Genomic DNA, 25,506 nt, shown 5'->3' on the forward strand with positions numbered 1-25,506 from the left:
ATATTCCCAAAAGTTTGCCCATTTGACTGAACGAACTGGAGCCCGCGATAATCGCCCCCTACAACAGTACCACCTTTACCAACGGCCACCATGGAGCCTTCTTCAAAGGTGCCCCTGAGATAAAGCCACCACTACCCTGAACGTTATAGCCCTTAATTTTAAAGCCTGGACCACCACCGCCTGCCAGACCATAACCGCCAGAAAGAACATGAGGGTCAAAGAAAGTACCGCCAGAATTTAGCCCACCCATGGCCCCGCCACCATTATTGGTAATAATGGTCGCAGCAAGCGCGCCAGAGGAACCAATTACAGCGCCACTGACCACCCCGCCCTGAGCCGCAGCAATAGAGGCGTTAGAGCCAGCATAACCGCTATAAATGGTAGACTTGTTAACCGAAGCAATCGTCGCACCGTCAAGGGCTGTCGCTCCAGAAATAAAACCACCATCAGAGGAGATGATAACAGAAGGTTCATCTGTACCTCCTGTTCCGGTCCCCGTGGCGATAACGTTAAAGTAGGTGCCTTTCCCAACTTTAGCAAAAGTCGCGCCCGACGTGACACTGATACTCTTGCGCCCCTGATCATCCTTATAGCCGGCATCTACACCAGGTTTGAGCTTGCTGATTATAGAGCTAATAATTTCTGGAATGTCTGGAATTATATTGCTAGCGCTTATTGAAATATCTAATTCGTCTGGCATGAAAGGGCATCCCTAAAACAGGCTTCGTAGTCTTTTCTGGCTTCTTTCAGAATACAATAAAGAGTGTATTTTTACAAGAAAAAAGGAAACAGCCTGCCTCTTCTTACCTATTGAATCAAAATAGACAGAGGATTTCATTACTAATTGTGTAAAATTTGTGGCAACTTCATTAACACTATATTATTTACTTAATAAAGGTAGATAAACTTTAGACAGGCACTTCTTTATTTTGTCTTTATTATAAAAAGCCACGGTTTTGCGTCCTTCAGAAATTTGCCTTTTATAGAAAGAGGTCTGATTCACAAATCCATCTAAAGCCTGAGCCATCGAGTCAGCAAAAGACTCTAATGCCTCTGTAAGATGCCAGGCACCATTTTGAGAACGTGCATAGTCAGAGACTCCACCACCCTGCAAACCTATAAAAGCGCAATTCAAAGCCATTGCTCTAAGGCCCATCAAACCTGTTGTATCTAAATGTGACAGAGAGACACATACAACAGATCTACCCAGCAACTCGGTAATTTCTGATTGTTTTTTACCCTCAACATCATGCCAGGCAATATTAGCGTAATGAGGATATTTATTTTTTATAATCCCCAATATGACAAACCAAAGTCCAGAACTATCATGGGTTAATTCTCTTTCAAGAATACACATCGCCATAAGTTTTTTTGGCTGAGGAACGTAAAGTTCTGTATCAATAAATGGTGTAATGAGCGCTACGTCCTCTAATCCCATTACTGATTTCAAAAAATTCATAGCCCATTGATTAGGGACTATAACTTTTAATATATCCCATTTTTCCAATAACGCTTTATTGATTTCGTGATGAACCATTAAATAAGGGTCATGGCAATATATTAGTTTCTTGCAAGGCCAATTTGCTTCAAGTGATGGTTTTAACTTCTCTAAAGCATGTATGGGAAATATGACAACATCTGACGAATTTAAAGAAACCTCTACAGTGTGTACGGACTCCGTTACATAGGACTCTAGTAAAGACGGCATCCCTGCCGGTTGAAAAACGCGCGCATCAATGCCTATTTCTCTCAAAAGTTTGGCTTGCTGATAAATTAATTTAGTTGCTTCAGATGAGTCTGTCTTTGGTACACAATTTAAGAAAATAACGCGCGCCATAATATTCTTTCTTTTAAATTATTGAATAGTTATTATTGAGCGATGATTACTTCACAAAAGAATCACAGAGTTACCAGCGGGCGTTTTCTATTAAGCAAATCCTGATAGCTTTCTTTTAGGGCACGCCTGGCTAAAGTCTCATTATATCTTCGAGCTGTACTAATGGCGCTGTCCTGAATCTTTTTAAAGACCTCTAACTGGCGAGCCTGTCCTTCAATTGCAAGAGCCAGAGAGCCGACCAAACCTTCTATATCTTCTGGAGAATGCCAAAACCCATTTTGAGGTGTTGCAAAATCAAGCCCACCTTCTCCGTGGAACCCTACGGTCACGCAGCCCGAAGCCATGGCCTCAAGTGCCGTAAGTCCCAGAGATTCTGAGCGCCCTAAAGCAAGGCAAATGGCTGATTCGCCCATTAGTTCTGCAACCTGATTTTCCGTATAGCTACTAAGATTAACCCAGGGGACTTCGGCTAAATGAGGATATTTCAATTTCAAGCAGTTTTTTATCAACGTCTCGTAAGACGAAATATATTTATGGTCATTCCATTTCCAGGAAGCCGAAACAATCTGTAATTTTTTGGGTCGTGGGTAAAATAGTGCCGTATCCACAACGGCTGGCACGACTTTGACATCATCAAACCCTATAACAGACTGAATAGACTGCTCAGCCCATTTACTGGGAACAATAATGCTTTTGATACCCCAGCTTTTAAGGTCGCTCGCTGTGACATTATAGGAATAGAAATAAAACGGGTTTTGGCAAAATATAATTTTAGTGCACGGCCAATTTAGAGACACTGTCTCTTTAAACCATCCATTTAGTGTTTCTGGATATACGGCAACGTCATGGGCATGGAGTGTTACGTCTTTACAGGCCAGGGCACGCTGTACAGGATCTTTTAAAAGGTCAGGTGGGCCAGAGGGCTGTAAAACGACAGTTTCTATCCCCTCTTCGTTAAGCAGGGCCGCATGGCGATAAGTCGTTTTAATACCACCCGTAAAAATGTCTTTTGCAAAGGCGTTCAAAAAAACAACGCGACCCATAAACACTTATCTCTATTTTGCTCCCCCTACGCGTTGTTAGGAAGGATGATTGAGGATGGCTAAAATCGAAGATGGTGTTAACACTTGTGGAAGAATTTTGCCAAACGATTTTTCTTTTGCCTCCCCTTTAGCAGACAGCCTTCTTTTTTCATAATAAACGTATAGAGGCACGCCATCACGCCCATATTTATTGAGATACTGCGTAATTTCTGTATCGCGGCGGGTCCAATCTCCCACTAAAATAACGACATTATGGTCTTTAAAAGCTTTTGAAACAGAAGGGGATTTTAAAGCAACACGCTCATTAACAAGACATGTTATGCACCATGAAGCTGTCATATCGACCAAAACCGGTCTGCCTTCATTACGGAGTTCTTCCAAACGTTTTTGGGAAAATGTCTCCCAACCTGATGGTAATGACGACGTGGCGTTGATTTTCTCTCTCAACCCGCCATCAGGAACTACAGAACCCTGCGTAAAGACCAATATGGCAGCAGAGGCACCCAGTGCCATAACAATGCCGCCATAGCAAAAACGGCTAAAATTCTTTTTCCCGCCATGGGCGTCATTTCTTTGTGCCAAACCATAAAACCATCCAGCGAGAGCCAGGCAAATGGCAATGGTTGTCATAAATACTATAAAATGAGGACCAACCTGTACTGTTCCAATCCATAAAAGCCACAGACTTGTTGCCAAAAGCGGAAAGGCCAAAAACTGCTTAAAAACCTCCATCCAGGCTCCTGAACGAGGCAGAAAATTGACGGCACGAGGGACATTAGCCAGTAAAATATAAGGAAGAGCCAACCCCAGCCCCATAACAACAAAAATAAAGACCCCTATAAAGGCTGAATGAGATAAAGCAGCAGCTATGGCAACACCCATAAATGGTGCCGTGCAGGGGGTAGCGACAAAAACGGCCAAAAAGCCTGTTACCATTTCCTGCCACTGATGTGTTTTATTGGTCTGTTCTTCTAAAGCCTGGTTATGGCTTGCTATGGTTCCTAACCGAACCCCCAGCCTTCCTAACCCAATATGAAACACACCAAAGAGATTTAGGGCCAAAAGCATCAGCCCCCACCCCATAGCCGCAACAAAATAAGGGGATTGAAACTGGAACCCCCACCCAATACTAGCCCCCAAAGCTCGCAAAATTATCAATACTGCACCGAGAAAGGCAAAACTGATAATAACGCCCAAGGTATAGTAAAAAGCGCTCTTCTGCCTTTCTCGGCGCTCAGCATCTTTCAAATGTGACAGAGACAGTATTTTCATTGCCAATATTGGAAAGACACAGGGCATGGCGTTAAGGATAATCCCCCCTAAAAAGGCAAAAAGGAGGATGAGCCCTAGTTTTTGTGTTTTAGCGTCTTTGAAACTGGAAAGCGTTTTTTCGGTCGTGATATTTAAATAACTTTCCTGCCCCTGCACGTCTTTAAGGAACAAAACACCTTTTATTGGCTTTTCACCTAATGGTCCTTTTAATGAAGAATCAGCTTTTAGAGAAAGAGATAATTTTCCTTTGGAAAGACGAAGATTTTGTAGGGTATCTGGATTAACAAAGCCTGATTCTTCTGGGAAAAAATATGCCTGACTGATTGTTTGAGGAGAGAGTTCTTCACCCTCTAAAATCAGCTTTCCATCAGACGATAATCTTGCCCTGAAAGGCGATGGTTGGGGGAGCTTTTGTTCAGCTTGTTTGAAAAGAACTGTTTCTTTTTGGGCTTCAAGCGGTTGAGAAAATAAAGGGAGAGCAAGGGTAAAATCTCCCTCTTCTGGCACGCAAATAGTCGCACAAACCAACCATTGGGCATGAGCTTTAATGCTAATATCTTTTTGGGCCTTAATAACGGTTTTTCTGGAAAGGAGAACGTCGCCGTTATAGGCATAAGCCGTTAAGTCCCCTTCTTTTAAGCGCTGTGGAGCTGGCCAGTTTATGGGGCCAATTTTCGCGCTACCCCCTGATATTTTAAGATCAAAATGAGGTGGCTCCCCCGCTGCACCAGGGTTTATCCAGTAACTATGCCAGCCTGGTTTTAATTTTAGAAATAGGCCAATTTTAATGGAGCCATCTGCGCTAATAGCATCATGATCTGCGACGAGGCGAGCCTGCACGTGAGGTGTTTGCACAAGATTTGACTGAGCCGCATAAACATTCTCACCCCCAAGCCATAAAAGAGCAAAAAGAATAGCACTCAAATATCGAATCAAAGCCGTCACCCCTTAAAATAACTATTTTGCCCTAAAACGCCTTTGAACCCAGAAACATCATTGTTTCATGTGAAACAATGATGTCCTCAATAATCAAAACCAAACTTTAGCGCATAATTCCTGTATGACCGATGCTATAGCGCCCCGGCTGTGGCCAAACTGTCAGACCATGAGGCTCGGCCCTACCGGAATTTCTTTGACTTTTCCGCTCTGCGTGTCAATCGCATAAACCACATCATCAAAACGCCCAGATAGCCATAAAGTGCGACCATCAGCACTGACATTACCCATATCAGGACTGCCTCCCCCTGGAATAGGCCATGTTGTGACGACCTGTTCTGTAAAGGCTGAAATGACAGAAACACTTCCTGGTCCATGTTTTTGGCCATGAACTTTGTGGCTTCCTCTGTTAGCAGCATAAATCAGGCCACCATCCCTGCTTATATAGAGACCATGAGTGCCAATGCCTGTTGGAATAAAACCAGTTTTCTTAAATTTATCGCCATCAACAATAAAAACCCCATCAGCCATCATATCTGCCACATAAAATTTATGGCCATCGCGAGCTGTTAAAATATCTTGAGGCATTCCTCCTTTATTGAGGGCTAACATTGCTATTAACTTGTGATTAACTGTGTCGACCTTTGCAATATATCCACTAAATTCGCAGGTAAAAATAGCGTAACGTCCATCTATAGAAAATGCAGCATGATTTACCCCACTACAAAGCGGCACATTTACCGAAGCCTTTAACGCCATTGTGTGAGGGTCACGGAAATCCAGGCGACGACGGGCTTCTGCCACGACGATGGCATTTTTTCCGTCCGGCGTGAAATACATATTATAAGGATCATCAACAGCGATGGCACGCCCAGTTTTACCCGTTGCAGGATCAATTGGCGTCAAAGAGCCATCTGTCCGTCTTTCACTATTATTAGTGACCCATAAAGTACGCAAATCCCACGCTGGCACTACGTGCTGGGGCGAATAGCCAACGGGCAACGTATCCACCACTTTCATGGTTTTAGGGTCAATAACCGAAACGCTATTACCTCTCACATTAGGAACATAAACGCGTTCCAAATGATCTTTTACAATAGGTGATAATTTATCAGCCCCTTCTGTCTCACTATAAATATCATCCGGATTAATGACAGGTGGCATACCCTTAAGGGTCTGAATAGCATTTACGACAACAGGCTTAGTCTCTTCTGCATGAGGCCGGCGTTTGAGGAAATATAAGTCTTTTCTCTTTTTCAGAAAGTCACTTTTTACACCTAAATGTGACTCTTTTAAGTGAGTCTCGTTTTTTTCTGTATGTGCAGTGACAGAGCTATCTTTAGGGACAATTGGTTCGGGGGCTGTTTCTTTGGGCTCCGATGGGCGCTCCGTGATAACGGGCATACCATCAATATATTGACTATGAGAATAATGGAGTGAGGGGAACGCGCTTTGTGCTTTTACTGAACCAACAGCCGCAAAAGCGCAGAAAAAAGTAAGAAAAAAACTGCGCCTCATAGATGACTCCTGTTAAATAATCTAATTGCCTTTACAGCCTCATTAAGCTGCATTTCAATTCCCCACCGACCAATCTCAGCGCTCGCTGGTCTAGGATCACCCCCATATACACCATCTGCTATTCCTGGCTTAGGGGCCTGTTTTAAAGCCTTAAGGCGCACAAGAGAAGGATCAACAGCCAATGTAAGAGAGGTATCACTCAAATCCGCATGCTGACCTAGAAATGGTTTTAGCCCTTTTTTGGCTAATAATTGGGCATAGCTATGAGGAATGACGTCGTAATAATTTTTCACATAAAGAAGGCGTGCTTGTGCACCCTCTTTTTGCCATTTTCGGTTTAGTGACTGAGCAATTTGGGCAAGTTGTTTTTGATATCCACCATGATCACCCAAAAGAACAATTGTCTTAAAACCCTGCACCTTCAAACTTTCTGCAATTCCTTCTAGCAGCCCTGCAAAAACATGAGGTGGAATTGATAATGTGCCTGCAAAACGCATATGAGACTGACGTGGGTTTGTCGATCCCTCTGGCACATAAGCAATAACAGGTGCTACAAACGTGCCACCCAAATTGCGTGCAATCTCTCCGGCTAAATAATGCACTCGCCTATTATGTTTATCGACAGCAATATAAGGACCACTCTGCTCAGTACCCCCTATTGGTACGATAACTGTGGTGCTTCCCTCTTTTAAAGCCTGGGTTATTTCAGTCCAGCTATGGCATCCAAGCTCAAATTCTGCATTTTTCTGCTCGCAACTTTGCGCAAAAGCAAAATTCACGCAAAAACTGCTTATTAAAACCAACAGGGTTATTTTTAGAAAATCTGTTTTATCATTGAGCAGCCTCCAGCGGAGGAGAGGGGTAAAATGCGCCATATCGCCAGTTAGCTACCTCAGAAGGTTCATCTTCAAGACAGGAAGATGCCTGTGGAGGGTAAAAGATGTTCTCAAAATCCTCGCCCTTCATAACACGCTCAACCAATCTTTCAAAAACATAAAGATTATCTCTTAAAAGCTTCATAACACTTTCATTATTATTATTTTCACAGATAATATCTCTGTTCATCATCGCTTCGATTGAAGGACCCAGCGGAATAAAGTCTTTTGCCTTTTTTTGACAAAGCTTAAAGTCTTCACTTTTTACGTAATTTAGGAACTTATGAAAACTTTCTTGCAAAGGTGAAAATATTTTCAAACTATCACAGAGAAAATCTAGCTCATTTAATTTGTTATTCATAAAAATAACGCAATGATAAGCAAAGTAAAAAATAGCATCCATATTTGTCTTTGCATATAAATAATACCAGCTATCAAAACCAGCATATGAATTATAATGGCAAGATACAAAAGACGTAATCATAGATGATAAAAAATCATTATATAGATCAATATATCTTTTCGTCTCTTCTCCTCTTAAATAAGCGGCAATAGTATTACATACCATTGTATTTTCATAAGCTATGAAATCTGTTCCATTTGAATAGAGGGGATCAATAAAAGCTTTTGCTTCGCCTATAACAGCCCAGTTGTCGTGTGATATAAACTCGTCAGATACATATGTATATCTACGAAAATACTTGAAATCGAGCACAGCGTAATTTTTGCTCATTAACTCATTATAAAGCCCTAACTGGTTAGATTTTAACCATAAAAAAGCCTTTTCCTGATTGATAAGATCTCTAGCATTATGAATATTTTCATCAAAAACAATGCCTATGCTGGTTTTTCCGCCAGCTAAAGGAATAAGCCAAACCCAATAGCCACGACCCATTAGATGCACAGTGCTGTGACTACGATTAAAGCCTTTAAAAACATTCTCTGAAGAGTCTGAAACATAAAAATTATTAAGATCTACAAAGCCATCAACCCGGAACCAAACAGCAGAATGGGTCAATGGAAATTCTGTTTTAAAGTTGAATTTTTTGGCCAAACAACGCCGGCGCCCAGAAGCATCTACCATCCAACGCGCTTTAATAAGCTTTTGCTCACTATTTTGGTCAAGTGCTACGATGTGATGGAGGCCGTCTTTTTTTTCTACATTTATAAAACGATGATTTTCGTGAATAACAACCTTATTCTTAACAAGCTCATAAAGATCATTTTCTAAAAGACCACGATCCATCTGATAAGCTTCATGGTAAGGAGTGCCCTCTATTCCCATTTCTTTATAACTTACGCCGTCACTATCAGTATGTAAGATGCGCAAGCCCATTTTAACGATATGTTTATTTTGCAAATAATCTTTAAGGTGCAGACTCTCACGTAAATAGTAACTTCCTATCTCAACGGCCGATTCTCCAACTTTGTGAACCGCCAAAGGATTTGGAAAAGATTTATCATGAATAAGACATACGCTCACATCCCCAAGCTCTAGGGACATTTGACGAGCTAGGCTTAACCCGGCCAATCCCGCACCAATGATCGCGACATCATAAACCATGGTTGTTCTTCTTCATTTACAATAAAGGATAAAAAAACAATTTAGTCTATTTATATAGCCAATTTTCTGATTATACTTACTACCATATAGAATATTGGAGCAAGTTCTTTCGTGAGCCACTATTTAAACCATAAATCTTACAGATTCACCCCATGAATTTCCCCCTCTATTCTGATCCGGAAACAGTTGATAGCGCCGCGCATCTCATTCAGGTAGCACTCACACCTGTATTTATGCTCTCTGGTATTGGTACACTCATAAATGTATTTAATACCCGCCTTTCACGCGTTTCAGACCATCTTGAAGATATCAGCAAAAGACTTGCATCGCCCCCTTCTGAAGGTCAGGAACCAGACCCTTATTTCACGCCAGCACGCTTAAAAGTTCATCAGGCCCGTCTTCGGCGGCGTATATTTGTGCTTGATATCGCCATTATTCTTAATGGATGCGGTGGGGCCTTTACGTGCGGATCAGCCATAGCGTTGTTTCTAGGCTCCATTAGAGACTCCGTAACATCAACCTGGCTGATCTTTCTATTTGGTGCTGCCTTATCCTGCACCGTGGCAGCCCTTACGGCTTTTTTAATAGATACTCTTCTGAGTTGGCATGGTCTGAAACATGACCGTGAAGATATTCTCCAAAAACGTGAAAAGCTTCTTGCCGAGGCTGAAATGAAAGAAAAGCAGCCGGAAAATTAACCCGGCCATTTTTCCAGAATTGCCATTTTCACGTCATGCGGAAGGCCAACATAACCTAAAGCACTATTAAGCTCTTCACCGTGGCTTAATCCCCATTGAAAGAAAGATTTCACGCCTTTTCCTTCGGCCGTATTGATGTTTTTCTGAGGAATAAGGGCATAGGTTGCTGAAACAATTGGCCACGCATTAGGCCCGGCCTGATCCAATAAATTGACCGTAAAATTAGGGGAATTTTGCCAGTCAGCCGCCTGAGAGGCTGCCGAGAGGCTTTCTAGGGTAGGTGCGATAAAAACTCCATCGTGGTTTTTTAATTTTGCCACATCAAGATGGTTCCCTGTGGCATAGGAAAATTCTACATAACCTATACTGCCCTCTGTTTGTTTGACGAGGGCTGCAATACCATCATTACCGCGCGCACCAGCCCCACCAGGCCATTCAACAAGGGTTCCGGCACCGATCTGCTTTTTCCATTCAGAAGAGAGCTGAGACAGATAAGATGTGAATACATAGCTCGTACCTGACCCATCAGCACGATGAATTGGCACAATATCATCATCAGGTAACTTCAAACCCGGGTTTAGAGCGAGAATAGACGCATCATTCCATTTTGTGATTGTGCCATCATAAATACCAGCAAGGGTTGGGCCATCAAGCTGTAATGTTCCCTTCACAATATGAGGGACATTTACAATAACAACAACGCCGCTCATGACGGTAGGAAATTGATAGAGCGCTGCCTTTTTAAGCCCCGCCTCGTCCATGGGCTTATCAGAGGCACCAAAATCTATGGTTCCTTCCATGACCTGATCTTGGCCAGCACTAGAACCAATTGTCTGATAATTAACATGAACATTTATATGCGGAAATGCAGCCTCACCCCAGCTTTCATAAACAGGTGCGGCAAAGCTTGAGCCTGCCCCCGTGACCGTTACGGCAGCCTTGTGAAAATTGTTTTCACGACTATTTTTGCTTTGAGCGTAACTGACTCCCAAAGAACTCACACACCCTGAAACAATAAGACAGCCAAGCCCTATTTTGAGGAGTAAAGCATGATTAAACCGCATAGAGCCTCCAACCGAAGCTGATGATCATTGTGACGTATATGTCGATATCATAACACAGAAATAGGAGTCAGATAGTTTTTGGGCTATTTCCATCCGTAAAATATTGTTATGGGCAATTCTGTCCTTAACAAACTCGGCAGGTTGCCAATGATGACACCTTCGCCCCGTCTTAGGCCTAAAACTATTTTGCTTTCATGCCTTTCTATAGGCACTGCAAACATCTCCCTTTTTACGACTGTGCAAGCCGCCACTAATACAGCAGATGCTATCACAGTTATGGAAAAGCAGATCCATGCACTGCAAAATCAGCTTAATCAGTTAAAGACCAAACAGGAGGCCGAAAATAAGCGTGTAAGAGCGCAACTTGCTCAGCAACGGGAACTCATAGAAGCCAACCCCTATGCGTCTCGCGATGCTCTTTTGCATCGCTCTTCAGAAAGCGCTTTCTTAAGCCCTGTCAGAAATGGGCCCTACCAAAGTAATTTTGCTTTAGGAGGAAGCTTTTTTCTCTCTCCTTCACAGACGGCCCACACACCTAACGGTATTGTTACCGCCACGCCGCCAGCTCATCCTGACCTATATGGACCGCTCCGTCGTGGTCAAATTCAAATTGGTGGTGTCAGAGTTACGCTGGGTGGCTTTTTGGAAGCTGCAACCATATGGCGGTCACGCCAGACCGGCGCTGATATTGCAAGTGGGTTCAACGCTATTCCATGGAAAAATCAGCCCGCCCACCATATGAGCGAATTCCGCCAATCTGAAAGGCAAAGTCGTCTTGCTGTATTGGTAGAAGGCATGATTACCAAAAAACTTGAAGCAGATGCCTATGTAGAAACTGATTTTCAGGGCGCTGGATCAGCCTCAAACTCCCGTCAGTCAAATTCTTACGTCCCCAGAGCTCGGGTCGTTTATGGCGAGTTGAAAGATCATGACGATGGTCTTTATTTTTTAGGGGGCAAAACTGGTCTCTTATTACCTTATTTAATAAGGGAATGTTTGCACGAGATGAGCAGATGCCTCTGGTCATTGAGGCTCAATATGTGCCAGGCTTTAACTGGACACGTAACCCCCAATTACGTGTTGTAAAGGTTTTTGGGCAAGAAGAGCGTTATGCCCTTGGCCTTTCAATCGAAAATCCAAGCGCCGTTCCGGCAGGCCGCGCATTTGGCCATGTCACTGATAGTGTTAGCGGAACAAATGTTAATAACCCCAATACTTTCTACACAACCGACCCGGCACCCGATCTTATTGCCAAATTAGCGGCTGACCCTGGTTGGGGGCATTATGAGCTTACGGGTATAATGCGCTTTTTCAGAAGTCGTTCCAGTAAAGAGGGAGACGGCCAAAACCACACCGTTATAGCTGGTGGCGGTGGAGGGGGTATGGTCTTACCTCTTATTGACAAAAGATTATATGCCCAACTTTCCGGGCTTGTTGGTCAGGGTTTAGGGCGCTACGGCACATCAAACATGCCTGATTATACATATGGTCCTAATGGTGGACCTGTTGCCTTACCAGAAGCCAACATACTCGTTGGGCTCTATGGCACGCCCTATAATGACCTCACGCTCTATGCTTATGCAGGAGCTGAAAAGATATTACGGCGCAAGGCCTTTGACCAGAATGGACAGCATTTTGGTTATGGCAACCGTGGTTATGATATGAGCGGATGTTCAACTGAACTTTCAACAGCCTGTGCCGGTGCAGCGAATGTACAAACCGTGGCTCAGGCCACAACAGGGTTTTGGTACACAGCCGCGAAAGGTGATTACGGGACATTACGTGTTGGAGCTCAATACGCCCATACTTACATTCAGGCTTTTTCTGGCTTTGGAGGAAGACCGCACACAGATGCAGATATGCTCTTTATGTCTCTGCGTTATATGCCTTTTAATTAATTGATTCACAAAAATTACGGAACAAAAATATGCGCATCACAATTATTGGCGGGGGTTATGTCGGGCTCGTTTCCGGGGCCTGCCTTGCTGCCTATGGTGCGCATATTACCCTGGTTGAAAAAGATCCAGAACGCTTGAAACGGCTGGAAATTGGTGAACTTCCCATTTATGAACCAGGTTTAGAAGCACTCTTTTCTGAACAAAAAGCACAAAAACGCCTTTCTTTCTGCGCCACTATTGAAGAAGGACTTCGGGGCAGCAAAGCTGCTTTTATAGCCGTTGGTACTCCAGCACGCCGCGGAAGCGGCCATGCTGATTTAAGTTTTGTTTACGATGTTGCAAAAGATATTGCCCTGACGGCCCAGAATGATCTTGTGGTGGTGACAAAATCGACCGTCCCTATTGGGACGGGGCGTGAAGTAAGCAGCATTTTACGAACATTAAGACCCGAACTGCGCTTTTCCGTAGCCTCTAATCCAGAATTTTTACGAGAAGGACAGGCCATAGCAGATTTTATGAATCCTGACCGCGTGATCATTGGATTAGACCGGAACAGCCCGGACAAGGGACTCCACGCGCAAAAGCTTCTAACAACCCTTTATCACCCCTTACACACCCTCAAAACAAACTTGTTTTTATGGGGCTAGAAAGTGCCGAACTCACAAAATATGCAGCTAATGCCTTTTTAGCCATGAAGGTCACATTTGCTAATGAAATTGCTGATATCTGCGAAGCAACAGGCGCTGATAGTGAGGAAGTACGTTATGGTATGGGTTTGGATCCCCGTATCAGCCCTGATTTTTTAATGGCTGGACCAGGTTTTGGTGGGTCATGCTTTCCTAAAGATACACAAGCCTTGGCTGTAACGGCGCGCAAAGTCGGTACGCCCAGTCAATTAGTTGAAACAACAATTGCCGCCAATGATGCCCGTAAACGCCGCCTGGCTGAGAGAGTTTTGACCTTATTAGGCGACCACATAACGCAAAAAACCGTCGCAATTTTAGGATTAACTTTTAAAGCCAATACAGATGATATGCGCCAGGCACCCGCTCTCACTCTCTTACCTTACCTAAATGAAGCAGGTGTAACTTTGCGTGTTTATGACCCACAAGGCATGACGCAGGCGCGTTCTCTTTTGCCCAAAGGAATTTATTTCGCCCATAATGCTCTGGATGCTGCAAAAAACTCTGATCTTTTGGTCATTCTTACGGAATGGGAAGAATTTTCTCATATCTCTTTCGAGGAACTTCAAAAAGCCATGAAAGGGCGGAAGATTCTTGATTATCGTGGATTATGGAAAGATCAAAACGTCTCTGATTATGGTTTTACCTATCACCGCATCGGCAAGAGAGACTAAAATGTCATGGCCATGTGGGTATTAAAATTAAAGCATTTAAAAGAGCGTCATAAAACGCTCTTTTAAATAACTCTACTTCTCTAATAGATACCTAATGGCTGCATAATGGCCGTCATTAACTCTTTTACTGAAGAGGCTATAGCCTGCTCGGTAGAGAGAGTGATATCTGCATTTAAAGGCGGTTCATAAGGTGATGAGACACCCGTAAACGCTGCAATAGCGCCTTCACGCGCTTTTACATAAAGCCCTTTAGGATCGCGCTTTTCACAAATATTTTGGGGTGTATTGATAAAGACCTCGTGCCACTCTGTGCCAATAATCTTTTTCGCCATCGCACGATCTTCTTGCATTGGAGATACGAGTGCTACAATAACAATATGACCGGCTTCAGCCAGAATTTTTGCTACATGCGCCGTGCGACGAATATTTTCCCGTCTGTCCTGAGCCGAAAAACCAAGGTCACTACAGAGACCTACACGCAGGCTATCACCATCTAATACAATAGCTGAATAACCTCTCTGATTTAACTCTTCTTCAGCAGCACGAGCAATTGTGCTTTTCCCCGACCCTGGTAAACCAGTCATCCAGAAAATACCCGCTTTATGGCCACGCATTTGGGCACGTTTTTCCTGTGTCACACGGCTTGCGGTCGGATGAATGGCCTGCTGCCCTTCTGCAAGATCTGCAACACCAATAAGCGGCGCACCACCAACAATACGTTGGTGACTATCGACTAAAACACCACGCCCATCACTCATGCCAGGAGCAAAGGGGTCAAAAAGCACATTATGTGACGCGGCCAGTGTAATTTCTGCAAAACCATCGGCTGGTACTTCATCACCTGGATTTAGAGAAAGATCATCTAAATCCACCACAGCATCAATAGAGGCTATGGTTACATCATGCTCAGCTGTAGATAAGCGCAGGCGAAAAGACTCCCCTACCCGTAAAGGTTCGCTACGTAGCCAAAAGAGCCGTGTCTTTATACGGGCTGAGCACAAGGGTGCCGCCGCCTCATCCCCTGCAGGGAAAAGCAAATCCCCGCGATCAGGCACCAAATCAGGCTCTAATCTCAGAGCAATAGACTCCCCGGCCCCCGCAACCGGATAATGGGGAGCATGCCAGCGTGCGACTTCAACAACTAATGCTTCCTGCCCTTGTGCCCCAATAACAAGGCGGTCTCCCTCACGGACAGTACCCCGCTCGATGCGACCTGCAACATATCGTTTATCATCAAAACGATACACGTCCTGTACAGGCATGCGGAAAGGCAAGGCTAAACGTGGCGCTGGAGGGGGTACATCTTCCAATACTTCTAATAAAGTAGGGCCGTTATACCATGCAGCCTGCTCTGAGCGCGTCGCAATATTATCGCCATCACGTGCAGAAGCGGGAATTACATCTTTAACATTTAATTCTAACCGGCCTAGAAGCTGACGAATATCAGCCTCAACCTGCCTAAGAGGTGCTTCTTCAAAATGAAGTCTATCGGCTTTATTGAGGAGCACAATAACATGACGAATACCAATAAGACGCAATAGCATGGCATGACGGCGTGTTTGCTCACGCACACCTTCCATAGCATCAACGACTAATACGGCTGCTTCTGCGTCAGCAGCGCCTGTAATCATATTACGTAAAAACTGACGATGACCGGGAGCATCAACAATAACATATTCACGCTGCTTTATACGAAATGGAATACGTGTTGAATCTACGGTTACACCCTGATCGCGCTCAATTTGTAAGGAATCAAGCAAAAAGCTCCACTCAATGGTCAAGCCACGCTTACGGCTACTTTCTATAATTTGCGTAACACGTCCATCGGGTAAGCTGTCTGTATCATAGAGTAAACGCCCAATGAGGGTAGATTTCCCATGATCAACATGACCAACAATAACAATTGGCGTACTGACAGCAAGGGTATGAGACAATGTAGAAGACATGATTTTCCCCCTGTCCTTAAAGATAGCCAGCTACGCGAAGACGCTCAAAAGCATCTTCAGATTCATGATCCATAGCGCGCCCTGCCCGTTCAGAGGTGCGGCTATTTTCAAGCTCTGCAATCACTTCAGCTACAGTTGAGGCGGTGCTTTCTATAGGGCTGGTTATATCCTGGTCCCCTAAAGAGCGATAACGTCTGCCATTTTTAGAAAAATAAAGATCAACCAGGGGTATATTTTCACGTTCAATATAGCGCCAAATATCAATTTCCCGCCATGATAAGAGCGGATGAACCCGAACATGCATTCCTTCTTCATAGGGCGTTGCATATTGATCCCAAAATTCTGGCGGCTGATTACGAACATCCCAGCGATGACCCGCACCGCGAGGGCTAAAGACACGTTCTTTAGCTCTCGTTGCTTGCTCATCACGTCTGATACCTGCCACAACACCACGAAGCTGATGCTTTTCGATAAGAGCCGCTAACCCAGCTGTTTTGCGTGCTGCAGATCGTGCCGCAGGAGGAAGAGAAGGATCCATGTCTTCCACAGGGGGGCAATCACCTAAAAGCAGTTCAAGATTCCATTTTTTAGTATATTCACTCCGAAATTCGTACATTTCGGGAAATTTCTTGCCAGTATCAACATGCATTACAGGAAAGGGTACACGCCCCATAAATGCTTTGCGGGCAAGCCAAACCATAACGTTACTATCTTTGCCCAACGACCATAAAAGTGCCATTGGCTTTAATTTACGATAAGCTTCACGCAGGATAAAAATACTCTGGGCCTCTAATTGGTCCAGCCCATCCATAATACGGGGTTGTACTAGACTCATGACGAATTGCCTCTCCTAAGATAGCCTATTTTGCGGCGTTAATTATGCTTGCCTGGGCACTGGCCGATGAATGCCACATTCCATTTTAACCTTACCCGCCCAACGGCCGGCACGACTGTCCTCACCCTCTTTGACAGGCCGTGTGCACGGTACACAGCCAATAGAGAGATAACCTTTTGCGACTAAAGGATGCTGTGGAAGACCCTTTTCACGCATAAAATGCGTAATATCTGCCTGCTGCCACTGAGCTAGCGGATTAATTTTTACCGTGCCATCTTTTTGCGGTTCGATGACGGGCAGGGCCGCGCGTGTAAGAGACTGCATTCTCTTGCGTCCCGTAAGCCAGAGATCAAATTCAGGAAGCACTACTTCTAGCGGCTCAACTTTACGTAATGCACAACAAGCATCAGGATCAAAACCGGCTAATTGATCTTGAGGGTCACGATCCTTTAAAGCCTCGTCTGAAGGCGATAAAATGCGCAAATTTTTGAGACCTAAAAATTGTACAAGCTGATCGCGATATAATAATGTTTCGGGAAAATGACGCTTTGTATCTAAAAAATAGACAGGTATTTGCGGATCATTTTGCGCAAGAAGTGCCAAAAGTACCGCTGATTCAGCTCCAAAAGAAGAAATAAGAGCAACACGCCCCGCAAATTGTGCCGCTACTTTACTGAGGACCAAAGACGCTGTTTTCTGAGGTGTTTCACCTTCACCGAGTTGCCTCAATATTCCAAGCTCTTCACCTGTTAGCGCCATACTCGTGATTCCTTCTCACCATAGTACTTAGTACAGATCTAGACCTTATTTTCACATATTACAATGTAATTTATTATTTATAACTATTCAATTTAGTTTATTTATTCTAAAAGGACAGATTAAAACCGCAGATTATTAGAGCGAAGTTTTTTAAAATTCCCTTTTAAAACCAGCTCCAGCCTTCTAAGTTGCTTTATTAGTTTTTATTACTCCCTCTATAGTAGGAGTCTTCATGTGAAAGGGCGTTTGATGTCGCTTTTCTTTGGGTCTTTAAAGCGTTGTCAGGCAAAACGGCGCCACAATCTTTGGGCTGCCCTCCTTTTGCTGGGAAGCTCTCAAGCTGCATTAGCAGATACACCTGTTCATACAATTCTCCCAGGTGAAGAGCTCGACCTTAGTGTACCCTGTGCCATGGTATTGCTTTCAGTAACACCCAAACTGAAAAACAGTGTTACAATTGACGAAGTCAATGGCGCATCTCCAGAAGTGGTACGCGGCAAAGATGGAACAGAGAATCGGGTAGCCCTAGCACTGCGCGGCTGCAATAAGGGTTCGTCTTTGCATATGCATCTATCTCCAAATACGACCTTGACGCTTCATGATAGCCATGATGCCAGAGTTATTATTGAAGGAAGCCTGGCCTCTTTGGAGACTAGCCTTAATGACGCCTCCCTTACGGCTGAAACTGTGCAATCACTTGATCTCTCTGCAAGTGGCGACACACAGATTGCAATTCAAAATCTCAATCGCGCGGCCCAGATCGTTGCCTCTGATAGGTCTCAGCTTCATATTGGTCGGGTAGCCCTCACCGCGCTTTCAGCAAAATTGAGTGGAGCCAGTAACTTACAGGTTGGTTCTGGTCAGATCGACACAGCAACCCTTACTTTAACTGATCAAGCAACATCTCATATTTCTGCCCTTATTGGTAAAGCTGTTGTCACAGCTCAAAATACGAGCAAAGTCGCGTTAGGACCAATTAGAGGGGCCCTTTTCCCAACGGGAACAGGAACGATCGAACAATTACATACATTGGAAAGTGCTCCTGTAACTACGCAACAACAAACAGGACCTCAGCCTCCCGCACAGACTGAACCTAAAACGCAATCACCAACGCCAACGCCAGAAACTCCAGCTTCAAATAATAATTCTGCGCCAATTAACATTCCAGCTTCGCAGCCCGTAGATGCCCAGCCTGTTACGCCTCAGCCAGCAAGTACAGCACAACAACCTACCCCCGCTCCTTCTTCCGACAAGGACAGTGAAACGAGTGTACCGGCGCCATCCATATCAATTATTCCCACCGAGAAAAAGAAAAGTGAAGACGAATCTGTAGCCCCTTCTTCTGACACCGAGCAAACACAAGAGGAGCAATCTACCACTTCAGAAGCAGCTTCAGAAACAACAGCTGATACTACTTCAGTAATGCCCGCTACCGAAGACAATAAAACTGACAGTTTAAAACCCCTACCATAGAGATAATTTAGAAGGATATTTTTGGTATAATTTAGATCATAAGCTATAAAGCACATGATACTTCTTAAATAACTAGGGACTAAAGCGTGACTCTTGCCCTCCTACCTTTTATTGCCCTTGGTCGTTTTATTCTTTCTGGGATTAAACAGGCAGGTTCCGTCGCGCTTTTTGGACTCAAAGCTCTCATGGGGTTGATAAGACCGCCTTTTTATTTTGGGACTTTTGCACGCACCTTAGTGGAAATTGGCTTTTTATCTTTGCCCGTTGTTGCACTGACAGCAATTTTTGCGGGTGCTGTTATCGCGCTGCAATCATATACCGGATTTCGGCAATATCACGCTCAAAATGCCATTGCGAGTATTGTTGTGCTCTCTATTACACGTGAATTAGGGCCAGTATTAGCGGGGTTAATGGTGGCTGGCCGGGTAGGTGCTGCTCTCTCAGCACAAATTGGTACTATGCGTGTCACAAATCAAATTGATGCTCTCTCAACTCTTTCCACTAACCCCATAAAATATCTCGTTACACCACGGCTTTTAGCAGCAACCCTTGCTTTGCCAGTTCTGGTGCTCATTGCAGATATTTTGGGAATATTTGGTGGATTTACTGTTTCTGTCGTTAAGCTTGGCCTGGAACCAGAAACTTATATAAATGCCACCATGACAGCCATTAAATCTTCTGATGTGTTCATAGGGTTGGTTAAAGCTGCCACCTTTGGGTTTCTTATTGCTTTACTTGGCTGTTACCATGGTTACAAAAGTCGTGGTGGAGCAGAGGGTGTTGGCTCCGCAGCAACGGCAACAGTTGTCAGCACGTCTATTTTACTTTTACTCTTTGATTATATCCTCACCGATCTCTTTTTCACAATTTAATCCTTTCCACTATTAGGTATTTTACAATGACCACTCCACGTATCCGCATTCGTGGCCTTAAAAAATCTTTTGGTCCTAAAGTGGTACTTGATGGGATCGATTTAGATGTGCAAGCCGGCACATCAATGGTCATTATTGGTGGCTCAGGAAGCGGTAAATCTGTCTTATTGCGCTGTATTTTAGGGATCATTCTCCCTGACGAAGGTACCATAGAAATTGATGGAGAAGATATTCTTCGTGCATCACCAATGAGACAAGAAGAATTGAGACGCAAAATTGGGATGTTATTCCAAAATGCAGCTCTATTTGACAGTATGACAGTCTTTGACAATATCTTATTTGGTCTAAAAGCAAAATCTTCACTCCATCCCCGACGTGATAGGCACAAACTCAAGCAAGAGGCCCTGAGGCTTCTCTCTCAGGTCGGTCTTGATGAGAGTGTAGCTGCCTTGAGCCCTTCAGAATTATCTGGCGGTATGCAAAAACGCGTGGGACTTGCACGCGCTATAGCTGGACAACCAGATATTTTATTTTTTGATGAGCCTACAACGGGCTTAGATCCGATTATGGGCGCCATTATTGATGGGCTTATTGTCGATTGTGTCAAAAAACTCGGCTCAACTGCTATTGCCATCACTCATGATATGGCTTCTGCTCAGCGTATCGGTAACCAGGCAGCTATGCTCTATAAGGGCAAACTGATCTGGCAAGGGCTTGCACAAGATTTGCTGCACTCAAATAATGATATTGTCGACCAGTTCACACATGGGCGTAAAGAAGGTCCTATAAACGTAGAGACTCATCCTACACTTTAAGAAAATATCATGGCCAAAAAACCCGTCACACGCTTTATCTGCCAAAACTGCCATGCCACTTATTCAAAATGGCAAGGCAAATGTGAAAGTTGTGGCGAGTGGAATACGCTTGAAGAAGAAAAAATAGAAGCCAGTCCCCGCCGTACAGCACCAACAAAGGCTAATGGTCTGACAACAGTCCGCCTGGATGGCAAAACCACGCCACCAGAACGCATTAATAGTGGCATTTCAGAATTTAACCGTGTCCTTGGCGGTGGTTTTGTCCCTGGTTCTGTTGTTCTGGTTGGAGGAGACCCCGGCATTGGCAAGTCAACCCTTATGCTTCAGGCTACCTGTGCACTGGCAAAATCTCAACATGAGGTTCTATATGTTTCAGGCGAAGAAGCCATTGATCAAATTCGTTTACGTGCCCAACGTTTAGGGCTTGATACAAAACCCAACGAACTAAATACGTTAGACCTGGCTGCCTCCATCAATGTTGCTGATATCGCTGCAACACTCGAAGAAAAGCGCATTCACAAAGTTGTTGTGATTGATTCTATCCAAACTATGTGGCTCGAAAATATTGAAAGTGCGCCGGGTTCTGTCTCACAGGTAAGGGCCTGTGCTTTTGAGCTTATTCGTTTGGCCAAAACGCTTGGCTTCTCACTTGTTCTCATTGGTCATGTTACAAAAGAAGGTGCTCTGGCCGGACCACGCGTTTTAGAGCATATGGTTGATGCCGTTCTTTATTTTGAAGGAGATCGCGGCCACCAGTTTCGTATTTTACGTGCTGCAAAAAACCGTTTTGGCGCTACCGATGAAATAGGTGTGTTTGCCATGACGGATTCTGGCCTCAAAGAAGTACTTAATCCCTCAGCCCTATTTTTAGCAGAGAGACGTGGCAATATTGCGGGTTCAGCCGTTTTTGCCGGATTAGAAGGCACACGCCCGGTTTTAATGGAAATTCAAGTGCTTCTTTCCACAAAGGCAGGCGATGGTGCTGCTAGAAGGTCCGTTATTGGCTGGGATAATGCGCGCCTGAGTATGATTTTAGCCGTGTTAGAATCACGATGCGGCGTGAAATTAAACAATATGGATGTTTATCTGAATATTACAGGTGGCATTAAAATTAACGAACCAGCAGCTGACCTCGCCGTTGCTGCCGCCCTCATTTCAGCCGCTACGGGCCAGCCAACAGCTTCGGAAGCCGCTTATTTTGGTGAAATTGGCCTTTCAGGTGAACTTCGCCAGGTCAGTCAAACTGAACTCAGGCTTAAAGAAATGGCAAAACTTGGCTTTCAGCATGCTTATCTTCCCCGCCATGTCAGCGCAGTGAATGCACGCCCGCGCCCTCCAAAAGGACTTTCATTGCAAGAGATTGGGCATTTGAGTGATTTGGTGGCGCGTTTCTCCGCAGCGACTCCCGGCGCTCCGACCTCTACTCAAAAAGAGACCTAAAAATTTTCTTCTTCTAAAAATGTCAGTGGTTTTTGGCCTCGTGTCATATCACGCAACCAATTTGCAATGTCATCTTTATAAATAAGGGGCAAAGCCAGTAACAAAGCAGCCCCTTCTGCATCAAAAGTGCAAGATCTGATTTCGACCTGCCACTGTGGTAATTTGGCTTCTATCTCTGCATAAATAGAAAAAGGGCAATGAAAACTGAGCATAATTCGTTCGATACGCTCAATTTTCTCAGCCTCGCGCAAACAGGCAGCAGCAGCCCCACCATAAGCGCGAACCAAGCCTCCGGCACCAAGTTTTATCCCTCCAAACCAGCGCGTTACGACCACCATGACATGGTCAAAATCTTGGCCTTCTATAGCTGAAAGAATAGGGCGCCCGGCTGTACCTGAGGGCTCGCCATCATCGCTAACGCGAAAACGACCCCCTATTTTAAAAGCCCAGCAATTATGGGTAGCATCTGGATCGGCTACCTCATCCAAAAAAGTAAGGGCTGATTTTTCATCATCCACACTCACTGCACGCGTACGAAAAACACTATGTTTTATAACCGATTCATGCTCGGCTAGGCCGTCTATTGTCCACGTCATGAAACTCTCTTACTTAAAGAAGTAAGTTCTTGCCAGCATCTAAATAATTGCACACAGCTCCAATGGCTTTTAAGAAGAACAAAAGCTTCATGCTGACTTAAGGGATTGATATGCTCTCCAGACTGACTCGTGGTTTAAATCATTTTTGTGCATGCCATGCTTATTTGGTCGTGTCCTTGTTCATCCTTCTTTCTGTCGGCGCAGGATGGTTGAGCTATAACCGCCTTGGCATCACCACCGAAACTGATAAGCTTTTTTCAGATAGCCTTCCCTGGAAGCACCACAATCATGAGATTGAACGCCTTTTCCCAGGTGAGAAAGATACACTCGTTGCCATTATAAAAGCAGCAACACCTGAAGAGGGGCAGGCAACGGCTCATGCCCTCACTGAAGAGCTACAAAAAGACAAAGAACATTTTACAAGTGTCAGCGAACCAGCGGCCAACCCCTTTTACACTCAGCATGCTTTATTATTTTTAGAAAAACCACAGTTAGACAGGTTATTAGACTCTACAATATCAGCCCAGCCCTTTTTAGGAATGTTGGCGGCTGACCCTTCACTTGTTGGTTTATTCAAAAGCTTTAACCTGCTCAGTTTAAGTCTCAAATCTGATCAAAAAATCCCTGAAACTTTTGGCAAGACACTCGATAGCTTTGCCAACACACTCGATAAAGCCTCTCGCGGCCATGCTGAGCCTCTATCATGGCAAAACTTATTAGCAGGCGACTTAACAGCTATGGGGGGGATTATTATTTTGTCCTCACACACCCCAAGCGTGATTTTGCATCTTTTGAGCCTTCTGAAGCGGCCACCACGGCAATGCGCAATGCGCTCAATAATCTTCCAACCATTCATAGTGGCCGCGCTTCAGCTCTGATTACAGGCGAAGCTAAACTTAATGACGAAGAATTCTCAACTGTTGCTCAGGGTATGGTCTTTGGCCTTATCCTCTCATTAGCCCTTGTGACTTTATGGCTCATTCTTGCAGTGAGATCGATCCGTGTCATTGTGCCTATTCTCATCACTCTTATTTTTGGCCTGATTTTAACAACAGGCTTTGCAGCACTGAGTGTTGGTACGCTTAATCTGATTTCCGTTGCATTTGCTATTTTATTTGTCGGCATTGCGGTTGATTTTGGCATTCAATATGGCGTGCGTTTTCGCTGTCAGCATGGCGAAAATGGCGAAACTCTTTCCCGCACAGAGGCTATAACACGCACAGGTGCAGAAAGCGGGCCACAAATCTTTGTTGCTGCGTTAGCAACTGCTGCCGGCTTTATGGCCTTTACGCCTACTCATTTCGTCGGCGTCGCCCAACTGGGGCTTATTGCCGGTGTCGGAATGTTAATCGCGTTTTTCTGCACATTAACGCTCTTACCTTCACTTTTAGTTGTATTCCGTGCACATTCCTCAGCGCAAAATCGTGGCTTTAATTTCCTTAAACCAATCGATCAGGGTTTGCGTAAGCATCGCTTTATCGTCATTGGTCTTTTTGGCATAGCTGGGGCCATCGGGCTTGGATTTACAACGCAATTACATTTTGATTCCGACCCTCTTCATACTAAAAACCCAAATACAGAGGGTATGCGCGCCTTAAAGCTCTTAGAGGCCAATCCTTTAACGACATTTTACAATGCTCAGCTGGTTGTCAAAAATAAAGATATCGCAACCCAACAAGCTGACGCTTTATCAAAGCTACCAAGCGTGCATGATGTGTTATGGCTCGGTGCTCTTGTTCCTGATGACCAGCAAGAAAAACTTGCCATGATTGAGGATGCCGCAGATCTTTTACTGCCAAGTCTAAATCTTAATGTGTCCGCCCCAACTCCTGATGCGCAGGCCCTTCGCAAGGCAGCTTTGGAGACTGTACAAGGCTTTAATGAAGTCGATCCTCAAAAGCTCACCCCTGCGATGAAAAGGCTAAAGGAAGCCCTTCAGCGTTTAAGCAAAGCCCCTGATAGTACAATTCTGGCCGCTAATGAGGCGCTCACGCAGTTTCTGCCGCTTCAATTAAACCAGCTTAAGGAAGTTCTGCGTCCAACTCCGGTGACGTTTGAAAATATCCCTGAAGATATTAAACAGGAATATGTCTCTCCTGACGGGCGCTATCGTCTGGTCGTTCACCCTAAGGGGCAAATGTCTGATCCTGCCATATTACATAAATTTGTAAGTGAGCTTGTAACGATCAACCCTGATATCGCTGGCCCTGCTCTAGAAATTACAGAAAGTGCCAAAACGATTACCCATGCTTTTATTCAGGCTGCCCTTTGTGCCATCGTTGCAATTGCTATTATCCTTCTGGTTGCACTCCGGCAGGTTATGGATAGTTTTTTAGTGGTTCTACCGCTGATTTTATCCTCTTTATTAACGGTCATTCTCGTCATATTAGTGCCAGAACCCCTTAACTACGCCAATATTATCGCGCTTCCCCTGTTACTCGGGGTTGGCGTATCATTTAACATCTATTTCGTCATGAATTGGCGTGCCGGGTTAAAATACCCTCTTACCTCACCTACAGCACGAGCTGTCATTTTCTCAGCCCTGACAACAGCCTCAGCTTTTGGCTCTCTAGCGGCATCTGCTCACCCAGGAACGGCAAGTATGGGAAGGCTGTTATTGCTATCTTTAGGTTGCACCCTATTATGCACCCTGTTTTTTATTCCTGCCCTTTTGCCAAAACGCAAAATAGACGAAAAATAGGGTCATT

The 25,506-nt window shown here is 44.4% G+C and carries 20 protein-coding genes and 2 pseudogenes; 10 read left to right on the plus strand and 12 right to left on the minus strand.

The window, feature by feature from the left end:
- Window positions 1-58: 58 nt before the first annotated feature.
- The 7 genes and pseudogenes from GT348_RS07900 to GT348_RS07930 all read right to left on the minus strand — a co-directional run bounded on the left by GT348_RS07900 (window position 59) and on the right by GT348_RS07930 (window position 9,045).
- Window positions 59-700, minus strand: a complete 642-nt coding sequence (locus GT348_RS07900; RefSeq protein WP_160619233.1) for a hypothetical protein — start codon at window positions 698-700, stop codon at window positions 59-61.
- Window positions 701-880: 180 nt separating this feature from the next.
- Entirely contained in the window at window positions 881-1,837 is a 957-nt protein-coding gene (locus GT348_RS07905; RefSeq protein ID WP_160619234.1) for a glycosyltransferase family protein, read from the minus strand.
- 62 nt (window positions 1,838-1,899) lie between these two features.
- Entirely contained in the window at window positions 1,900-2,880 is a 981-nt protein-coding gene (locus GT348_RS07910; RefSeq protein WP_160619235.1) for a glycosyltransferase, read from the minus strand.
- 36 nt (window positions 2,881-2,916) lie between these two features.
- Entirely contained in the window at window positions 2,917-5,088 is a 2,172-nt protein-coding gene (locus GT348_RS07915) for a protein-disulfide reductase DsbD family protein (protein ID WP_160619236.1), read from the minus strand.
- A gap of 106 nt (window positions 5,089-5,194) precedes the next feature.
- Window positions 5,195-6,348, minus strand: a pseudogene (locus GT348_RS07920) (YVTN family beta-propeller repeat protein).
- 254 nt (window positions 6,349-6,602) lie between these two features.
- Window positions 6,603-7,385: a creatininase family protein gene (locus GT348_RS07925; protein ID WP_236646477.1), complete on the minus strand. Its 783-nt coding sequence runs from the start codon at window positions 7,383-7,385 to the stop codon at window positions 6,603-6,605.
- A 52-nt stretch (window positions 7,386-7,437) separates the two neighbouring features.
- Entirely contained in the window at window positions 7,438-9,045 is a 1,608-nt protein-coding gene (locus tag GT348_RS07930; protein ID WP_160619238.1) for an NAD(P)/FAD-dependent oxidoreductase, read from the minus strand.
- Between the two features lie 152 nt (window positions 9,046-9,197).
- On the opposite strand from GT348_RS07930, the gene GT348_RS07935 reads away from it, so the two are divergent.
- The gene (locus GT348_RS07935) at window positions 9,198-9,743 is read left to right on the plus strand and encodes a DUF2721 domain-containing protein (RefSeq protein WP_160619239.1); all 546 of its coding nucleotides are present in this window, start codon (window positions 9,198-9,200) and stop codon (window positions 9,741-9,743) included.
- On the opposite strand, the gene pstS is transcribed toward GT348_RS07935, so the two are convergent.
- On the minus strand, window positions 9,740-10,807 hold the full coding sequence (gene pstS / locus GT348_RS07940; RefSeq protein ID WP_160619240.1) for a phosphate ABC transporter substrate-binding protein PstS: 1,068 nt from the start codon (window positions 10,805-10,807) through the stop codon (window positions 9,740-9,742). The genes GT348_RS07935 and pstS overlap by 4 nt on opposite strands.
- A 147-nt stretch (window positions 10,808-10,954) precedes the next feature.
- On the opposite strand from pstS, the gene GT348_RS07945 reads away from it, so the two are divergent.
- From GT348_RS07945 to GT348_RS09715, 4 genes are read left to right on the plus strand one after another with little or no spacing between them, the layout of a single operon-like run.
- Window positions 10,955-11,893: a hypothetical protein gene (locus GT348_RS07945; RefSeq protein ID WP_160619241.1), complete on the plus strand. Its 939-nt coding sequence runs from the start codon at window positions 10,955-10,957 to the stop codon at window positions 11,891-11,893.
- Window positions 11,821-12,705, plus strand: a complete 885-nt coding sequence (locus GT348_RS07950) for a hypothetical protein (RefSeq protein ID WP_160619242.1) — start codon at window positions 11,821-11,823, stop codon at window positions 12,703-12,705. The genes GT348_RS07945 and GT348_RS07950 overlap by 73 nt, the downstream gene beginning before the upstream one ends.
- Before the next feature lie 29 nt (window positions 12,706-12,734).
- The gene (locus tag GT348_RS09710; RefSeq protein ID WP_369692597.1) at window positions 12,735-13,352 is read left to right on the plus strand and encodes an NAD-binding protein; all 618 of its coding nucleotides are present in this window, start codon (window positions 12,735-12,737) and stop codon (window positions 13,350-13,352) included.
- A complete protein-coding gene (locus tag GT348_RS09715; RefSeq protein ID WP_369692598.1) occupies window positions 13,343-14,062 on the plus strand; it encodes a nucleotide sugar dehydrogenase in 720 nt (239 codons plus the stop codon). The genes GT348_RS09710 and GT348_RS09715 overlap by 10 nt, the downstream gene beginning before the upstream one ends.
- Before the next feature lie 80 nt (window positions 14,063-14,142).
- Here GT348_RS09715 and cysC read toward each other — a convergent pair whose 3' ends face one another.
- The 3 genes from cysC to GT348_RS07970 all read right to left on the minus strand — a co-directional run bounded on the left by cysC (window position 14,143) and on the right by GT348_RS07970 (window position 17,602).
- Window positions 14,143-16,008, minus strand: a complete 1,866-nt coding sequence (gene cysC, locus GT348_RS07960; protein ID WP_160619243.1) for an adenylyl-sulfate kinase — start codon at window positions 16,006-16,008, stop codon at window positions 14,143-14,145.
- A gap of 16 nt (window positions 16,009-16,024) precedes the next feature.
- A complete protein-coding gene (cysD, locus tag GT348_RS07965) occupies window positions 16,025-16,819 on the minus strand; it encodes a sulfate adenylyltransferase subunit CysD (protein WP_160619507.1) in 795 nt (264 codons plus the stop codon).
- Window positions 16,820-16,885: 66 nt separating this feature from the next.
- Window positions 16,886-17,602 carry a phosphoadenylyl-sulfate reductase gene (locus GT348_RS07970; RefSeq protein ID WP_160619244.1) on the minus strand — a complete coding sequence of 239 codons (717 nt, stop codon included), beginning with the start codon at window positions 17,600-17,602 and terminating at the stop codon, window positions 16,886-16,888.
- 234 nt (window positions 17,603-17,836) lie between these two features.
- Between GT348_RS07970 and GT348_RS07975 the strand changes: the two genes are divergently transcribed.
- The 4 genes from GT348_RS07975 to radA all read left to right on the plus strand — a co-directional run bounded on the left by GT348_RS07975 (window position 17,837) and on the right by radA (window position 22,202).
- Entirely contained in the window at window positions 17,837-19,075 is a 1,239-nt protein-coding gene (locus GT348_RS07975) for a hypothetical protein (RefSeq protein ID WP_160619245.1), read from the plus strand.
- An 86-nt stretch (window positions 19,076-19,161) separates the two neighbouring features.
- Window positions 19,162-19,947 (plus strand): MlaE family ABC transporter permease, encoded by a 786-nt coding sequence (locus tag GT348_RS07980; protein ID WP_160619246.1) that lies wholly within the window; start codon window positions 19,162-19,164, stop codon window positions 19,945-19,947.
- A gap of 26 nt (window positions 19,948-19,973) precedes the next feature.
- Entirely contained in the window at window positions 19,974-20,762 is a 789-nt protein-coding gene (locus GT348_RS07985) for an ABC transporter ATP-binding protein (RefSeq protein ID WP_160619247.1), read from the plus strand.
- A gap of 9 nt (window positions 20,763-20,771) precedes the next feature.
- Complete coding sequence (gene radA, locus GT348_RS07990; RefSeq protein WP_160619248.1) at window positions 20,772-22,202, plus strand: DNA repair protein RadA; 1,431 nt, start codon at window positions 20,772-20,774, stop codon at window positions 22,200-22,202.
- Here radA and GT348_RS07995 read toward each other — a convergent pair.
- On the minus strand, window positions 22,199-22,798 hold the full coding sequence (locus GT348_RS07995) for an IMPACT family protein (RefSeq protein ID WP_160619249.1): 600 nt from the start codon (window positions 22,796-22,798) through the stop codon (window positions 22,199-22,201). The two genes, radA and GT348_RS07995, sit on opposite strands and share 4 nt — an antisense overlap.
- 110 nt (window positions 22,799-22,908) lie before the next feature.
- Here GT348_RS07995 and GT348_RS08000 point away from each other — a divergent pair.
- Window positions 22,909-25,499, plus strand: a pseudogene (locus GT348_RS08000) (MMPL family transporter).
- Window positions 25,500-25,506: the final 7 nt, after the last annotated feature.

It is taken from the genome of Aristophania vespae, from assembly GCF_009906835.1.
GTDB classification, from domain to species: domain Bacteria; phylum Pseudomonadota; class Alphaproteobacteria; order Acetobacterales; family Acetobacteraceae; genus Aristophania; species Aristophania vespae.

Excerpts from the sequence above, each read along its gene's own strand:
- GT348_RS07995 (WP_160619249.1), bottom strand. The coding sequence starts at position 22,798 with ATGACGTGGACAATAGACGGCCTAGCCGAGCATGAATCGGTTATAAAA.
- GT348_RS07910 (WP_160619235.1), bottom strand. The coding sequence starts at position 2,880 with ATGGGTCGCGTTGTTTTTTTGAACGCCTTTGCAAAAGACATTTTTACG.
- cysD (WP_160619507.1), bottom strand. The coding sequence starts at position 16,819 with ATGGATGGGCTGGACCAATTAGAGGCCCAGAGTATTTTTATCCTGCGT.
- GT348_RS07970 (WP_160619244.1), bottom strand. The coding sequence starts at position 17,602 with ATGGCGCTAACAGGTGAAGAGCTTGGAATATTGAGGCAACTCGGTGAA.
- GT348_RS09710 (WP_369692597.1), top strand. The coding sequence starts at position 12,735 with ATGCGCATCACAATTATTGGCGGGGGTTATGTCGGGCTCGTTTCCGGG.
- GT348_RS07935 (WP_160619239.1), top strand. The coding sequence starts at position 9,198 with ATGAATTTCCCCCTCTATTCTGATCCGGAAACAGTTGATAGCGCCGCG.
- GT348_RS07930 (WP_160619238.1), bottom strand. The coding sequence starts at position 9,045 with ATGGTTTATGATGTCGCGATCATTGGTGCGGGATTGGCCGGGTTAAGC.
- radA (WP_160619248.1), top strand. The coding sequence starts at position 20,772 with ATGGCCAAAAAACCCGTCACACGCTTTATCTGCCAAAACTGCCATGCC.
- GT348_RS07950 (WP_160619242.1), top strand. The coding sequence starts at position 11,821 with ATGCCTCTGGTCATTGAGGCTCAATATGTGCCAGGCTTTAACTGGACA.
- pstS (WP_160619240.1), bottom strand. The coding sequence starts at position 10,807 with ATGCGGTTTAATCATGCTTTACTCCTCAAAATAGGGCTTGGCTGTCTT.
- GT348_RS07900 (WP_160619233.1), bottom strand. The coding sequence starts at position 700 with ATGCCAGACGAATTAGATATTTCAATAAGCGCTAGCAATATAATTCCA.
- GT348_RS07945 (WP_160619241.1), top strand. The coding sequence starts at position 10,955 with ATGATGACACCTTCGCCCCGTCTTAGGCCTAAAACTATTTTGCTTTCA.
- cysC (WP_160619243.1), bottom strand. The coding sequence starts at position 16,008 with ATGTCTTCTACATTGTCTCATACCCTTGCTGTCAGTACGCCAATTGTT.
- GT348_RS07985 (WP_160619247.1), top strand. The coding sequence starts at position 19,974 with ATGACCACTCCACGTATCCGCATTCGTGGCCTTAAAAAATCTTTTGGT.
- GT348_RS07905 (WP_160619234.1), bottom strand. The coding sequence starts at position 1,837 with ATGGCGCGCGTTATTTTCTTAAATTGTGTACCAAAGACAGACTCATCT.
- GT348_RS09715 (WP_369692598.1), top strand. The coding sequence starts at position 13,343 with ATGGGGCTAGAAAGTGCCGAACTCACAAAATATGCAGCTAATGCCTTT.